Origin of the sequence: Xenorhabdus mauleonii, assembly GCF_900113945.1 — a bacterium.
GTDB classification, from domain to species: domain Bacteria; phylum Pseudomonadota; class Gammaproteobacteria; order Enterobacterales; family Enterobacteriaceae; genus Xenorhabdus; species Xenorhabdus mauleonii.
On the sequence record NZ_FORG01000004.1, the window covers coordinates 105,448 to 122,825 of the forward strand.

Here is a 17,378-nt window from a genome sequence, read left to right on the forward strand (position 1 = left end):
GAACATTGTTATGGTTTTATCTCACATAGGGCGCAATTATTATATGTAATTTTAAAAATGTCCAAATACTTTGATGATTCTGTATGTCATAGTCAATTCACAATTCGTGCCTAATTACGCTTACTGGTATTTCTATGTTGAAGGCAGCGCCTCTTTTTCCCGCTGATCCTTTTTGGTTATAAACCACGATATCTTTAAATAAGCCACGTCGAAAACGGTTTTTTTCTCAAGACGGGGTAATATCTATTCTGCAAATGTATCAATCGTGATATTGATAGGTAGGCTCTGATTCTGTTGGTTACTTTAGGGCCAATTAACCCATTGATAATTTTTCCAGAAAATATTTTTATAACGTTACCATTTTTTTGATAGATTTTGCTGATACCAGCAATAACATCAAACAAATCGTTAAAGAGGCTTCAACAGGTAATAATCGGCAATATATTTCATTCTTAGAGAAGGAAACATTATGCATATTGGTGTACCAAAAGAGCGGCTCTTAAATGAAGCTCGCGTTGCTGCCACACCATCAACCGTGGAGCAGTTGCGTAAGTTGGGGTTTACTGTTGCAGTAGAGGCGGGAGCTGGGAAACTCGCCAGTTTTGATGATGCAGCTTATCAAAAAGCCGGGGCTGACATTGCAGAACATCATCAGGTTTGGCAATCAGACATTATTTTTAAAGTAAATGCTCCCGACGATAATGAAATAGCTTTAATGAAAGAAGGAGCTACATTAGTTAGCTTTATCTGGCCGGCACAAAACCCAGAATTACTCGCAAAATTATCAGAACGCCAGATAACTGTTTTGGCGATGGACTCAGTGCCCCGGATTTCTCGGGCGCAATCTTTAGATGCTCTCAGTTCAATGGCGAATATTGCAGGTTATCGTGCCATTGTTGAAGCAGCTCATGAATTTGGCCGTTTTTTCACGGGGCAAATCACAGCAGCAGGAAAAATACCACCAGCTAAGGTGATGGTTATTGGCGCTGGTGTCGCTGGTTTGGCGGCAGTCGGGGCGGCTGGCAGCCTTGGCGCCATCGTTCGTGCTTTTGATACGCGTCCGGAAGTGAAGGAACAAGTACAAAGTATGGGCGCTGAATTTTTAGAATTGGATTTTAAAGAAGAAGCGGGCAGAGGCGATGGTTATGCTAAAGTCATGTCCGAAGCCTTTATTAAAGCAGAAATGGAATTGTTTGCCGCACAGGCAAAAGATGTTGATATCATCGTGACCACAGCACTGATCCCAGGCAAACCGGCACCAAAACTTATTACTAAAGAAATGGTGGATTCCATGAAACCCGGCAGTGTGGTTGTCGATCTGGCGGCACAAAATGGCGGGAATTGTGAATACACACAGGCTGACCAACTTGTCGTGACATCCAATGGTGTCAAAATTATTGGCTATACCGATTTACCCAGTCGTCTCCCCACTCAATCGTCACAACTCTACGGAACAAATCTGGTTAATTTGCTGAAATTACTCTGCAAAGAGAAAAATGGGGAAATTATTATAGATTTCGAAGATGTTGTTATCCGTGGCGTCACGGTTGTGAAACAAGGAGAAATTACCTGGCCAGCGCCGCCCATTCAAGTTTCAGCTCAGCCTGTGGCTAAACCTGCGCCGCTGAAAAAAGAAGATAAACCTACCAAAGCTCCCAAATCTCCGTGGCTGAAATATGGATTATTGGCCTTGGCCATCATTTTGTATGGCTGGTTGGCAGATGTTGCACCGAAGGAATTCTTATCTCATTTCACTGTATTTGCCCTGTCTTGCATTGTGGGTTATTACGTTGTCTGGAATGTCAGCCATTCATTGCATACCCCATTAATGTCAGTCACTAATGCGATTTCGGGCATTATTGTCGTTGGTGCAGTACTGCAAATTGGTGAAGGGGGATGGGTGAGTTTCTTCTCATTCATTGCCATCTTGATCGCCAGCATCAATATTTTCGGTGGCTTCACGGTCACTCAACGTATGCTGAAAATGTTTCGTAAAGGGTAAGGGGTAACTTATGTCGAACGGAGTAGTCATCGCGGCATACATTGTTGCCGCCATTTTATTCATTTTCAGTCTCGCTGGGCTTTCCCGCCATGAAAGTTCCAAGCGGGGGAATATTTTCGGGATTGTAGGGATGGCGATTGCGTTGATCGCGACAATCCTTGGCCCTGACGCGGGTAAAATCGGCTGGATTATTTTGGCGATGGTCATCGGTGCCGTCATTGGCATTCGCCTTGCTAAAAAAGTCGAAATGACCCAAATGCCGGAGTTGGTCGCCATTTTGCACAGTTTTGTCGGTCTGGCCGCGGTGTTAGTGGGCTTCAATAGCTTTATTACCCATGATACTTTTGCCACTCCGATTATGGAGAATATCCATCTGACGGAAGTTTTTCTCGGCGTATTCATTGGCGCAGTAACATTTACCGGTTCAGTCGTGGCATTTGGTAAATTGCGCGGGAAGCTCTCCTCCAAGCCATTGATGTTGCCACACCGTCATAAACTTAATCTGGCGGCGCTGATCGTTTCTCTGATTCTGATGGTTACCTTTATCAGATCGGAAAGTGTTGGCCTGCAAGTTTTCACCTTATTGCTTATGGCCGTGATAGCGCTCGCTTTTGGTTGGCATTTAGTCGCCTCAATTGGGGGGGCAGATATGCCGGTCGTGATTTCGATGCTGAACTCATATTCAGGTTGGGCCGCTGCTGCTGCAGGTTTCATGCTGAGTAATGATCTACTGATTGTCACCGGTGCGTTAGTTGGTTCTTCAGGGGCAATTCTTTCTTATATTATGTGTAAAGCGATGAACCGTTCTTTCATCAGTGTTATCGCCGGCGGTTTTGGAACAGATGGTGTTTCATCCGACGATAAACAAGAGATGGGAGAATATCGCGAAACAACTGCGGAAGAAGTCGCTGAACTGTTAAGAAATTCCACCTCAGTGATCATCACGCCGGGCTATGGCATGGCAGTGGCTCAAGCACAATATCCGGTTCATGATATTACGGCGAAATTGCGGGAGAAGGGCATCAACGTTCGTTTCGGCATTCACCCCGTTGCGGGCCGCTTGCCGGGTCATATGAACGTACTGCTGGCTGAAGCAAAAGTGCCTTACGATATCGTTTTGGAAATGGATGAAATTAACGATGATTTTTCTGAGACAGACACCGTTTTGGTCATTGGTGCCAACGATACCGTAAACCCTGCGGCCCAAGACGATCCTTCCAGCCCGATTGCCGGTATGCCAGTATTGGAAGTCTGGAAAGCCCAAAATGTGATTGTCTTTAAACGTTCGATGAATACGGGTTATGCCGGAGTACAAAATCCGCTCTTTTTTAAAGAAAATACCCAAATGTTGTTTGGTGATGCTAAAGACAGTGTAGACTCAATCCTTCGAGCGTTATAATTCAGTGATATTATTTTATATTCAGAGCTTTATGTTTTGACATAAAGCTCTTTCTTATTTCATAGAATGAAAGAAGAATAAATTATGTTTGGGGGAGCGAATAAAAGTATCTACCTTTGATTGTTTTTGATGTACAAATAAAAAAAGCAAATGACGGCTCCTGACAAGACTATGTTAGTATGATTGTTAATGATTTTAATCTATATTTAACATTATATTTATGGCTATGATTATTGATTGTTCTTCAAGGGAAGCCTATTTAAAAGTAAAAGTCCCGCCTTATTTTTTATTTCAGGAACCATTCCTCAGACAATGTGTGCATGAAATATAGATGTGATATCTCCCTATATCAAATTATAACGGTTATAAATATATATTATCCAGCACCTCACACCTGTATTAAAACATTCATATTTTTCTCCTCGATAAAAGTAAGGGGCTTAAAATGTTTTATATCCGTTAATTACAAAATGAAAACTTATTTCCACGCTGAGGAAAAACAACACAAAAACCATTGAAAGGTGAAAAGTATCATATGAAAAATGCTGCTCAAATTGTCAATGAGGCTTTAAATCAAGGGATTACTCTATTTGTTGTTGATAACCAATTACAGTATGAAACCAACCGCGACAGTATACCGTCAGAATTGTTCAATGAATGGAAAAATTATAAGCAAGAATTGATTGACTTTCTCAGTCAGGTTGACGCAACAGAAGAAACTCAAATACACCAAGCACAAAAAATTCAGCGCAATGCTGGCGCTGCGGATTATCCACTCTCATTTGCCCAGCAACGTTTATGGTTCATTGACCAATTAACTGAAGGCAGTGCGCAATACAACTGTGTAGAAGACTTTAGGCTACAGGAATCACTTAACATCAAGGCATTTGAGGAAGCAGTGAAAACGATCCTTGAACGCCATGAAGCTTTGCGCACCCATTTTAAAACGATTGATAATGAGCCTAGGCAGGTTATCGAGACTGCCTACGATTTACCCATCAAGTACTATGATTTGTCAATATTTCCGGAAGCAACAAAAAAAGAACAAATAAAACAATTGGCAGAGGAAGAAGAGAATCTGACATTTAAACTCGATACAGATTTGATGCTGCGAATTAGAGTAATAAAACTGGCTGAAAAAGATTATGCCATTATCTATAACATCCACCATATTGCTTGTGATAGCTGGTCACAGGAAATATTCCTTAAAGAACTTCTCACGTTATATCGGGTTTATTGTCATGATGAAAAAAATCCGTTGCCAGCGTTAAAAATTCAATATGCAGATTATGCCCAATGGCAACGAAGCTGGTTACAAGGCAATGTGCTGGAAAAACAACTGGCTTACTGGGAAAAGCAATTATCCGGTGTTTCACCGGTTCATCATTTTCCGTTGGACAATCCCCGCCCGGCAAAACAAGGTTTAGAAGGACATATTCATACACAACGTATCCCGATGCCTCTTACCCAAAAAATCAGGGCGCTGTGTGCCAAGCATGAAGCAACATTATTTATGTTCTTGGAAACCGCCTTTGCCGTATTACTCAGTCGTTACAGCGGTGAAAAAGATATTTTGGTAGGAACGGCGTTGGCAGGCAGAACACACCATGACGTAGAGCCTTTGATTGGTTTTTTTGTCAACTCTTTGGTGATCAGAACAGATTTGTCAGGAAAACCAACGTTCAGTGAACTACTGAAACAAAATAGCCGCAACATTTTGGATGCATACGCCCATCAAGATATACCCTTTCAAACTTTAGTAGAAAAAATCAGCCCTGAACGAAACTTAAATTATAACCCCATATTCCAGATAGCTTTTACTTTAGAAAATACCCAGCAAGATACACTGCTGGAACAGGATAAACATATTGAGATAAAAAAACGCCCATTTTGGAAAGCGCGCTTTGATTTAGAAATTCATATTTACGAAAAAGACAACGAATTATATTTGGAATGGATTTCAGATGCCAATCTGTTTAATAGAAATACTATTGACAGATTAATGGTCAATTACGAAACATTACTTTTCAATATAGTCAATGTAATGAAATACAGTGCGGGCAATTATACAACAAATAAAGAACCTTCCGTTCACGAAATACCGCTCTTGTCTGACTCTGAGAAACAAATTTTATTACATCATTGGAATGGGCCACGGAAGCAGAATCATCATGGGTTTTGTTTCCATGAATTATTTGAAAAGCAAGCATCGGCGACAATGAAATGCTGCGCTATCGTTATGACGTTATCTTGCATAAACAAGTTAAAGATACAGAACCATATCGCGCTCAGCCTGTAACCTGGCTTAATTTCAATACAATCGAAGAAATTAGTAGCCTGTTGCAAGCAGGAACGTTCGAGACCTTTGGTATTTCAGCCATACCCAACGCCCGTATCAAAGATGATGTTGAAGTGGCAGAAGGATTGCGCTATTGGTCAGCCAATCAATTACTCCATCCGCCAGAATATGCCGGAAAATTCTCTCCTCAGGCAACCAAACAGGTTCAAGCATTTGAATCCTTATTTCAATATGCAGAGCAGTGCGGCTATCAATGCGGTTTGACATGGTCACAACAACAACCCGATCTACTGGATGTGATTTTCAGCCGTGGCGCATTACCCCAGATACAGGCGCGAGCTGTTTACAGTCAAACCCATTTGGCGAACTACCCGCAACTCTCATCGATTAGCGGCGAACTTTCAGAACATCTTGAATCTGCCCTGAAAAAGCACTTACCGGAATATATGGTGCCCAGTCTCTATATCACACTGGAACGCATGCCGCTTTCCCTGAACAATAAAATCGATAAAAAAGCACTTCCGACCCCAATAGACAGTGACTTACGTCAACAGACTTATATCGCACCAGAAACTGAAATTGAAATACAAATTTGCCGGTTATGGCAGGACTTGCTGAAAGTTCATCAGGTGGGGCTTCGCGACAACTTTTTCACGCTAGGCGGACATTCACTTCAGGCAATACGGCTGATCAGTTTAATACGCAATGAATTACACATTGAAATCCCATTGAAAAGCATTTTTGAAAATCCAACGCTGGAAAAATTATCGCAACTTGTCACGGTTCATCTTATTCAGACAAGAAGAAAACATGCCCAGACAGAGCAAGGGAAAACACAAATATTATTTAGAGGGGATATATGAAAAACGCAGCTCAGATCGTCAATGAAGCATTAAACCAAGGAATTACACTGTTTGTTGCAGATAACCGCTTACAGTATGAGGCTCAGTATGACACGATACCGCCGGAGTTGCTCAACAAATGGAAAACTCATAAGCAAGAATTGATTGAATTTCTAACTTCAATCGATGCGGAAGCAGATACTGATAATCATTTATTGCAGGATATTCCCCGTGACGGTCGCTCCGCACATTATCCACTCTCATTTGCCCAGCAGCGCTTGTGGTTGATTGATCAGCTTAATGGCTGCAGCCCACAGTATAACGGTACTGGAGATTTCAGATTAAGGGAATCAATCAATATTGAAGCATTCGAAGCGGCAGTGAAAAGTTTGCTTGAACGCCATGAAGCCTTGCGCACCCATTTTAAAGTCATTGATAACGAACCACGGCAGATGATTGCGACGGCCTATGATCTGCCTATGGTCTGCCATGATTTATCATCACTTTCGGAAGCAGAAAAAAAACATCAATTAAAACAAATTAATAAAGAAGAGGAAAACCAACTTTTTAACCTGAGTGCTGATTTGATGCTGCGTATCCGGGTCATTAAAATGGCAGAAAATGACCATGTCATTATTTATACCATGCATCACATTGCCTACGATGGCTGGTCTATTCCCATTTTCCTCAGTGAGCTTCTTACCTTATACCGTGCTTACTGCCAAGGCGAATCTAATCCGTTGCCTCCGTTAAAAATCCAGTATGCCGACTATGCCCAATGGCAGCGGAATTGGCTGCAGGGTGAGGTTCTGGAAAAACAACTGACGTATTGGCAAAATCAGTTAGCCGGCATTGCCCCTTTGCATCATTTCCCGCTGGATAATCCTCGCCCGGAAAAGCAAGGTTTCGAAGGACATATTCTTACACAACGCATCCCGATGTCTCTTACCCAAAAAATCAGGAAGCTGTGCATCAAGCACGAAGTGACATTATTTATGTTCTTGGAAACCGCTTTTGCTGTATTGCTCAGTCGTTACAGTGGTGAAAAAGATGTCGTGGTCGGCATGCCGATTGCGGGGCGGCGGCACCGGGACATAGAACCCCTGATCGGTTTTTTCGTCAATTCTCTGGTTATCCGGACTGACTTATCGAAAGAAATCACTTTCAGTGAATTGTTGAAGCAAAACAGCCGTACCATTCTTGATGCCTATGACCATCAAGATTTGCCTTTTGAAAAGTTGGTGGAAACAATCAGCCCGGAGCGAAATTTAAATCATAATCCCATCTTCCAGATAATCTTCGCCGTACAGAACAACCAAAAAGACACGACGCTGGAACAAGAAACTATTGTTCCGGATAGAGAAAAATCATTTATCACCACCCGATTTGATTTAGAAGTTCATGTTTATGAAGAAGGGGATGAACTATCGATTTTATGGATTGCGGACACTTGCCTGTTTAACCGCGATACGATTGACCGATTATTCACCAATTACGAAACGTTGCTGACCAGCATTGTTGAGACGATGAGTCTCGATGCAAACAATAAAGAGCCATCCATTGATAAACTTTCAATCTTGGGCGATGTGGAAAAGCGCACATTATTGCATGAATTAAATGGACCAAAAACTCAGTACCAGCGCGGCCTGTGTTTCCATGAGCTGTTTGAAAAGCAAGTTGCACTCACCCCCGAAAAAAACGCGTTGATATTTGGTGAAAGTTCGCTCAGTTATCGCGAGCTGAATGAACGAGCCAATCAATTGGCGCATTACCTTATGGAACAAGGTATTCAACCCGATACCTTGGTTGCAATTTGTCTTCCCCGAACGATGGAAATAGTTATTACACTGCTGGGAATTTTAAAAGCCGGCGGTGCTTATGTTCCGTTGGATATCAGTTATCCGAAAGCGCGCCTTCAATACATGCTGGAGCACAGTGGGGCAGAACTGATCCTGACAGAAACGAACTTGGTCGATCAATTGCCACTTAACCAGCAAAAAGTGATTTGCCTTGATACCACCGACATACAGTCAAGTCTGAAAGATTTACCCACCGAAAATATAACCAAGCGGCCATTTCCATTGACTGAAAATCATCTGGCCTACGTAATTTACACCTCTGGCTCTACCGGCAAACCTAAAGGTGCAATGCTGGAACATAAAGGCTGGGTCAATTTGGCGTATGCACAGGCGGATTTGTATGGTGCTGATGCCAACAGCCGCGTATTGCAATTTGCTTCCTGGAGTTTTGACGCAGCTACTCTGGAAATGTCTATGACATTGGCTTACGGGGCAACGCTATACCTTATTTCTGAAAACCAGCGCCGCTCCCCTGAGTTACTGAATGACATTGTTGCAACACACCAAATTACCCATGCAGTTTTACCGCCCGCATTACTGCCTCATTTGGATTTCAACCAATGGCGCAGCGTTTCAACGCTATTGTTAGCTGGGGAAGCAGTGCCGCCATACATAGCCGCACAATGGTCACAAGCACGGAGACTGTTCAATGTCTACGGCCCGACAGAGTGCACGTCCATCATTACCAGCGGGTTATTGACGGCAGACAAGCGGATTACGATCGGCAAACCGCTGCCGAATGCCGTAATGCGCATTATCGGCTCTGATGGTCATTTAGTCCCTCTTGGGGCGGTGGGAGAATTGCATATCGGCGGTATCCAATTGGCGCGGGGTTACCGGAACGCGCCAGAACTGACAGAAAAACAGTTTATCCGTGATCCATTCAGTGCTGAACCAAGCGACAGACTTTATCGCACCGGGGATTTAGTACGCTGGACGCCTGACGGTGAATTGGAATTTATTGGTCGCATTGATTCGCAGGTTAAAATTCGCAGCCACCGGATAGAGCTGGGGGAAATCGAGTCCGTTTTGTCCGGGCAGGCGATTTTAAGCAGTGCTGCAGTGATCACGGATGGTGACGGTGAAGATAAAAAGCTGATCGCCTATGTTTGCCCGAGTACAGAGTGGTTGGCTGAGAAAGCGGCTGAATTTAATGCCGATTATGTAGAAAGCTGGACAAAAATCTTTGATGAGCAATACCGGCAAACAACGGCTGCAAATATTATCGTCGATAAGCATGACGTTGACAGTGATTTTGGCGGTTGGGTAAACAGTTATACCCGCCAGCCGATCCCGCTTGAGCAGATGGAAGAATGGCGCTCTGGCACCATGCAACGCATTGAAGCCCTGCGTCCGCGTCGTTTACTGGAAATCGGCTGCGGTACGGGCTTGCTGTTATATCGCTATGCTGAACAGTGTGAATCGGTACTGGCAACCGATATTTCGGCAGAAGTTTTGGCTCGGCACCAGCACATCCTGCAACAGCGTGGTTGGTCCCATGTTCAATTGCATCAAGGGGATGCCCTGAATTTAGGCGTAGGTACGAATGATATCTTCGATACGGTTGTCATTAACTCGGTGGTGCAATATTTCCCCAACGTGCAGTATCTGGATGAGGTGATTGCACAGTTATTGCCGATAGTTGAAGCAGGCGGAAACATTTTGTTGGGGGATATCCGTAACTTAGATTTACTGACGGCCCATGTGACAGCGATAGAACAAAGCCGCTGTAACGGACAGCGCATCGACGCGGGAACGCTGGCAAACCGTATTCAGCGGCGGTTACAGCAAGAAGAAGAGTTCCTGCTCAGTCCGACTTACTTTGCTCAATTGCCTGCCCGTCATCCGGAAATTGACCGTGTGGATATTCTGGTCAAGCGGGGCATCGGCGACAATGAAATGCTGCGCTATCGTTATGACGTCATATTGCATAAAAAAGCTGCCAGCAATCAAAAAGAGGAAAGCATAAACAGCAGGGGAGCTTTTGCCCATACGCCTTTCACCTGGCACGACTTTGTCTCCCTTGAAAATTTACGCGATATATTACAGCGGGAAGAACAAATATTTGGTGTTTCCGGTATCCCCAATGCACGTATCAACGATGATATTGCCTTAGCTGAAGGCTTGAGGCATTGGTCAGCAAATCAATTCATTTATTCATCGGAGCAAGTGGGCAGTTTTTCCCCACATTCGGCGGAACAGGTTCAATCTTTTGAACTGTTGATCCAATATGCTGAAATGTGCGGTTATCAGTGTGGCATAACATGGTCACAACAACAGCCCGAACTGCTGGATGTGATTTTCAGCCGTAGCGCATTACCCCAGATACAAGCGCGAGCTGATTACAACCAAACCCATTTGGCGAACTACCCGCAAATCTCATCGATTAGCGGTGAACTTTCAGAATACCTTGAGTCTGCTCTGAAAAAGCAACTACCAGAATATATGGTGCCCAGCCTCTATATTACACTGGAGCGCATGCCGCTTTCCCTGAACAATAAAATCGATAAAAAAGCGCTGCCTATTCCTAACGAAGACGATCTGCGACGCCAGACTTATATTGCCCCAAGAGATGAAATAGAGAAGAAACTTTGTCAGTTATGGCAAAACTTACTGAAAGTTCGTCAGGTTGGGATCTATGACAATTTCTTCACATTGGGCGGGCATTCACTTCAGGCAACACGCCTTATCAGTTCAATACGCAATGAACTGGATGTCGAAATCCCTTTGAAGAGTATTTTCGAAAATCCAACGCTGGAAAAATTATCACAACTTGTCACGATTCATCTTATTCAAACAAGAAGAAAGCATTTCCAGACGGAGCAAGGGAAAACACAAACATTATTGAGAGGGGATATATGAAAAACATCGCCCAGATCGTCAATGAAGCGTTAAAGCAAGGAATTACGCTGTTTGTTGCAGATAACCGCTTACAATATGAGACCCAGAATGACACGATACCGCCGGAGTTACTCAGCGAGTGGAAAGAGCATAAACAAGAATTGATTGAATTCCTGAGTTACGCTAACTCAGCGGAAGGAACGAATACATATCAATTGCAAGACATCCAGCGTGATGAGCATGCAAGCGATTATCCACTCTCATTTGCCCAGCAGCGTTTGTGGCTGATTGATCAGTCTAATGGCAGCAGCCCGCAATACAATGGCACCGGAGATTTGAGATTAAGGGAATCAATCAATATTGAGGCATTCGAAGCGGCAGTAAAAAGTTTGCTTGAACGCCATGAAGCCTTGCGCACCCATTTTAAAGTCATTGATAACGAACCACGGCAGGTGATTGCGACTGTTTTTGAACTGCCCATTATTTATCATGATTTATCTTTAGTTCCGGAAGCTGAAAAAGAACGCCAATTAAAACAAATTAATAAAGAAGAAGGGCGTCAGGTTTTTAACCTGAGTGCCGATTTGATGCTGCGTATCCGGGTCATTAAACTGGCCACAGAAGATTATGCCATCATCTATACGATGCACCACATCGCCTACGATGGCTGGTCTATACCGATTTTCCTCAGCGAACTGCTCACCTTATACCGGGCTTACTGCCAAGGGGAGCCTAATCCGCTGCCTCCGCTAAAAATCCAGTATGCCGACTATGCCCAATGGCAGCGGAATTGGTTGCAAGGTGAGGTTCTGGAAAAACAACTGGCGTATTGGCAAAACCAGTTAACCGGCATTGCTCCTGTGCATTGTTTCCCGCTGGATAATTCCCGCCCGGAAAAACAAGGCTTCGAAGGGCGAGTTTACCCACAACAGATTTCGCAGCATCTGACTCAAAAAATCAGGGAACTGTGTACCAAACATAAAGTCACATTATTTATGTTCTTGGAAACGGCTTTTGCCGTATTGCTCAGTCATTACAGCAATGAAAAAGATATTGTGGTCGGTATGCCGATTGCGGGGCGGCGGCACCGGGACATAGAACCCCTGATCGGCTTTTTCGTCAACTCTCTGGTTATCCGGACTGACTTATCAGGGCAGCTCACTTTCAGTGAATTGTTGAAGCAAAACAGCCGTACCATTCTGGATGCCTATGACCATCAAGATTTGCCGTTTGAAAAGTTGGTGGAAACACTCAGCCCGGAACGACATTTAAATCATAATCCCATTTTCCAGATAATTTTCGCTGTACAAAACAATCAATTTGATATCATTTGGGAACAGGAACACGCTGTTTCTGAAGAAGAAAAACCGCTGCTCACGACTCGGTTTGATTTAGAAGTTCATGTTTATGAAAAAGGAGATGAGTTATCGATTCTATGGATTGCAGACACTAACCTGTTTAACGACGCTACCATTGACCGATTACTCGAAAATTACGCAACACTGCTGACCAGCATTGTTGAAACGATGGATGAAAATTCAGTTACTGCTGAGCCACCTGCCCATGCTCTCCCATTTTTAGTTGATACTGAAAAACACGCACTGCTGCATGAACTGAATGGGCCTCAAATTCAGTACCAGCGCGGCCTGTGCTTCCATGAATTATTTGAAAATCAAGTTGCACTCACTCCTGAAAAAACCGCGTTGGTTTTTGGTAATCATTCATTAAGCTACCAAGCATTAAATGGGCAGGCTAACCAGCTTGCCCATTATCTGATTGAACAAGGGATTCAGCCAGACACTTTGGTTGCGATTTGCCTCCCACGCTCATTGCAGGCCGTTGTTGTCCTGCTGGGAATTCTTAAAGCGGGTGGCGCTTATGTACCACTGGATGCCAGTTATCCAAAAGCGCGCCTCCGATATATGCTGGAGAACAGCGGGGCAGAACTTATTCTGACGGAATCATCATTGGTTGAAAAATTACCTGTCAGTCAACAAAAAGTGATTTGCCTTGATACCACCGACATTCAGTCGAATCTGAAAAATTTACCCACCGATAATATAACTGAACGCCCATTCCCATTGACTGAAAATGATCTGGCCTATGTTGTCTACACTTCGGGTTCAACGGGCAGGCCAAAGGGCGCGATGCTGGAACACAAAGGCTGGGTTAATCTGGCACATGCACAGGCGGATTTGTATGGCGCTGATGCCAACAGCCGTGTATTGCAATTTGCGTCATGGAGCTTTGACGCGGCCATTCTGGAAATGTCCATGACATTGGCGTACGGGGCAACGCTGTACCTTATTTCTGAAAACCAGCGCCGCTCCCCTGAATTGCTGAATGACATCGTTGCAAAACACCAAATTACCCATGCGATATTGCCACCAGCTTTATTACCTCATCTGGATTTCAATCAATGGCGCAGCGTTTCAACGTTGTTATTAGCTGGAGAAACTGTGCCGCCATACATTGCCGCACAGTGGTCACAAGAACGGAGATTGTTCAACGTCTACGGCCCGACAGAGTGCACGTCCATCATTACCAGCGGATTATTGACGGCAGATAAGCGGGTGACGATCGGCAAACCGTTGCCGAATGCCGTGATGCGCATTATCGGCTCTGATGGCCATTTAGTCCCCCTTGGGGCGGTGGGAGAATTGCATATCGGCGGCATCCAATTGGCGCGGGGTTACCGGAACGCGCCAGAACTGACAGAAAAACAGTTTATCCGTGATCCATTCAGTGCTGAACCAAACGACAAACTTTATCGCACCGGGGATTTGGTGCGCTGGACGCCTGACGGTGAACTGGAATTTATTGGCCGCATTGATTCGCAGATCAAAATTCGCAGCTATCGGATAGAATTGGGGGAAATTGAATCTGTTTTGGCTGAACAGGACATTTTAAGCAGTGCCGCAGTGATCACGAATGGCGAAGACGAAAACAAAAAGCTGATCGCCTATGTTTGCCCAAGCACTGAGTGGTTGGCTGAAAAAGCTACCGAGTTTAATGCCGATTACGTAGAGGGCTGGACAGAAATATTTGATGAACAATATCGGCAAAAAACCAATAAAAATCCTGTCGCCAATCAGGATGACGCTGACAGTGATTTTGGCGGCTGGGTAAACAGTTATACCGATCAACCCATTCCGCTTGAGCAAATGGAAGAGTGGAGGGCGGGTACAGTTCAGCGAATTAATGATCTGCATCCGCGTCGTTTACTGGAAATCGGTTGTGGTACAGGCTTGCTGTTATATCGCTACGCTGAACAGTGTGAATCGGTATTGGCAACGGATATTTCGGCAGAAATTTTGGCACGACACCAGCACATACTGCAACAGCGTGGTTGGTCCCATGTTCAATTACATCAGGGGGATGCCCTGAATTTAGGCGTGGGCACGAATGATATCTTCGATACGGTTGTCATTAACTCGGTGGTGCAATATTTCCCTAATGTACAATATCTGGATAAAGTGATTACTCAATTATTGCCGATAGTTGAAGCAGGGGGAAAAATCCTGTTGGGGGATATCCGCAACTTAGATCTGCTGACAGCCCACATGACAGCCATTGAACAAAGCCGTTGCAATGGGCAACGCATTGATGCGGGAACACTGGCAAACCGTGTCCAGCGGCGGCTACAGCAAGAAGAAGAGTTCCTGCTCAGTCCGACTTATTTTGCCCAACTGCCAACACGTTATCCGGAAATTGACCGTGTCGATATTCTGGTGAAACGGGGCATCGGCGACAATGAAATGCTGCGCTATCGTTATGAGGTCATCCTGCATAAACGCGATGAAAATGCAGCGATATGTCACGAACAGTCTATAGTTTGGTTTTATTTTAATACAATTGATGAAATTAACAGTCAGTTGCAAGCAGGCACATACGATACGTTCGGTATCTCGGGCATCCCTAACGCCCGCATTAAAGATGATGTTGAATTGTCTGAAGGACTGCGCCATTGGCCAGCGAACCAAATCATACCATCATTGAAAAATGATGGTTGTTTGACACCGGAAGCGATGGAGCAAATTTCGGCGTTCGAATCCTTGCTCCAATATGCTGAACAGTGCGGTTATCAATGCGGCGTGACATGGTCACAACAGCAATTTGACCTGCTGGATGTGATTTTCAGCCGACATGAATTGCCTCCCGTGCAGGCTCGCCATGAATATAGTCAAACCCATCTGGCTAATTATCCGCAAATCTCTGCCATTGGTGGGGAGCTTGCCGAATTATTGGAAGCGGCCCTGAAAAAACAATTGCCAGAATACATGATTCCCAGCCTTTATATCCCAATGGAACGCATGCCGCTCTCATTGAGCAATAAAATAGATAAAAAAGCGCTGCCGATGCCAAACGATGGTGACTTACACCACCACGCTTATGTTGCACCACGGGATGAAATTGAAGAAAAACTTTGTCAGTTGTGGCAGCACCACCTGAAAATCAATCAAGTTGGCATTTATGATAATTTCTTCTCACTCGGTGGTCATTCGCTATTGGCTGTGAAAATAACAGCTTCTATAAAAAAAGATTTAAACAACAATTTCAGCATGAATCACATGTTTGCGAACCCAACGATTGCCCAGATTGCTAATCTGATTCGCAACACTCTCACATTATCATCAACATCACATTCACTAACGGAAAATGTATTCGATAGGAAAAATATCACTGATAGAAAAATACCGATTTCTTACTATCAAAAAATGTTTTGGTCTCTGGCCAAAGAAGGTCTATTGGACGATGCTTTCAGTATCCCTCTCTTCTTTTTGCTCGAGGGGGAACTGAATAAAAGGGCATTGGAAAAAAGTTTTTCTGTAATTATAGAGCGGCATGAAAGCTTGCGATTGCGATTTTACGAAGAAGATGGACAGACTTTCATAACGCCCAATAACAATATGACAGCCAATTTGCAAATTATAGATTTATTGCCAAAAGGATTAGAAAAAGAACACATTACCGCTGAAATTAACAAGCTCTGGGAAACGGAATTAAAGATACCTTTTGATATATTCAATGGCCCGTTATTCAAGACATTTTTATTGCCGATGTCAAAAACACGCTCAGTTTTGTTCATTAACATTCATCACATTATTTTCGATGGATGGTCTATCAACATTCTTATGAATGAGCTGAAGACATTGTATACGGCATACTCACAGGGGCAAGAAATTACGCTTCCGCCTCTTTCAATGCAATACTCTGATTTTTCGTATGATTTGTATGAACGTCATAAGACTGAAAAATATCAAAATCAGCTAAAATTCTGGCAGCAACAATTTGCTGATATTAATACGGATGAGCGTAGTTTCCCTGTTGCTTTCAGCAAGCATATGGATACAACGTATCAATTTAAAGTCATCAATATTAATACACCGGAATCACTGGATAAGGCCGTTTCACAATACTGTGAAACCCATAAAATCACCCCTTACATGTTATATATGGCATTGTTCCATGCTTGTCTCTTTATGTATTCTGGTGAATCGCAACATGTTGTCACCTCACCACAAGCAGATCGTGCTCATATCGATAGCCATCCAATCATGGGCTTGTTCTTGGATGACTTGATCGTAAAATCAACTATCAGTAAAGAAATGAGTCTTCATGACATCATCCAGCAAGTCAGCCAGTTTATTTATAACTCACTGGAGAATTCAGATATTCATATGGCTGCGGTGATTGATAGTGTAGGAGAAAAGACCAGGGACTGTATATTTAATGTTATTTTTAATTATATGGATGCCCAGAATTTCTATAATTACGCGGATAGCCCAGAAAGCAGCAAAATATCGTTACCCAATCTCGATATGGAATCGATAAAAATTGATCCGGTACCTTTTCAGTCACTGGGGATAAACTTCATCAATGCATCGCAAAATATCATTTGCGAATTAAGCTATAACCCAGAATTGTATACCGAAGAGATCGCCAATAGCCTTGCGAAGAATTATGAAAAGTTGTTGGAAGTCATCGTATCGGGTCAAAGTAAAGTGAGTATCAGTAGACTTTATGAATAACTTCACTTAGGAAAAGTTGATTAGATTAATAAACGAGACGAGAGTAGAGCCTCATGGATGAGGCCAATTATCTTCAAACGCTATCAATTCCATGAGGCTTCTGA

The 17,378-nt window shown here is 43.5% G+C and carries 5 protein-coding genes and 1 pseudogene; all 6 read left to right on the forward strand.

The genetic code is table 11. From position 1 onward, the window contains the following. Window positions 1-469: 469 nt before the first annotated feature. Window positions 470-2,002: a Re/Si-specific NAD(P)(+) transhydrogenase subunit alpha gene (gene pntA, locus BM100_RS05345; protein WP_092508679.1), complete on the forward strand. Its 1,533-nt coding sequence runs from the start codon at window positions 470-472 to the stop codon at window positions 2,000-2,002. 10 nt (window positions 2,003-2,012) lie between these two features. Beyond that, a complete protein-coding gene (gene pntB, locus BM100_RS05350; RefSeq protein ID WP_092508681.1) occupies window positions 2,013-3,401 on the forward strand; it encodes a Re/Si-specific NAD(P)(+) transhydrogenase subunit beta in 1,389 nt (462 codons plus the stop codon). Window positions 3,402-3,936: 535 nt separating this feature from the next. Continuing rightward, window positions 3,937-5,640: pseudogene (locus BM100_RS05355) on the forward strand (condensation domain-containing protein); the annotation flags it as partial. Between the two features lie 539 nt (window positions 5,641-6,179). Then, complete coding sequence (locus BM100_RS24025) at window positions 6,180-6,563, forward strand: phosphopantetheine-binding protein (RefSeq protein ID WP_420855301.1); 384 nt, start codon at window positions 6,180-6,182, stop codon at window positions 6,561-6,563. Then, window positions 6,560-11,263 carry a non-ribosomal peptide synthetase gene (locus BM100_RS05360; RefSeq protein WP_092508684.1) on the forward strand — a complete coding sequence of 1,568 codons (4,704 nt, stop codon included), beginning with the start codon at window positions 6,560-6,562 and terminating at the stop codon, window positions 11,261-11,263. Before BM100_RS24025 ends, BM100_RS05360 begins: the two co-directional genes overlap by 4 nt. Continuing rightward, a complete protein-coding gene (locus tag BM100_RS05365; RefSeq protein ID WP_092508686.1) occupies window positions 11,260-17,274 on the forward strand; it encodes a non-ribosomal peptide synthetase in 6,015 nt (2,004 codons plus the stop codon). Before BM100_RS05360 ends, BM100_RS05365 begins: the two co-directional genes overlap by 4 nt. Window positions 17,275-17,378: the final 104 nt, after the last annotated feature.

Bases quoted from the DNA above. Each gene is read 5' to 3' on its own strand.
- pntA (WP_092508679.1), top strand. From the start codon at position 470: ATGCATATTGGTGTACCAAAAGAGCGGCTCTTAAATGAAGCTCGCGTT.
- pntB (WP_092508681.1), top strand. From the start codon at position 2,013: ATGTCGAACGGAGTAGTCATCGCGGCATACATTGTTGCCGCCATTTTA.
- BM100_RS24025 (WP_420855301.1), top strand. From the start codon at position 6,180: ATGCCGCTTTCCCTGAACAATAAAATCGATAAAAAAGCACTTCCGACC.
- BM100_RS05360 (WP_092508684.1), top strand. From the start codon at position 6,560: ATGAAAAACGCAGCTCAGATCGTCAATGAAGCATTAAACCAAGGAATT.
- BM100_RS05365 (WP_092508686.1), top strand. From the start codon at position 11,260: ATGAAAAACATCGCCCAGATCGTCAATGAAGCGTTAAAGCAAGGAATT.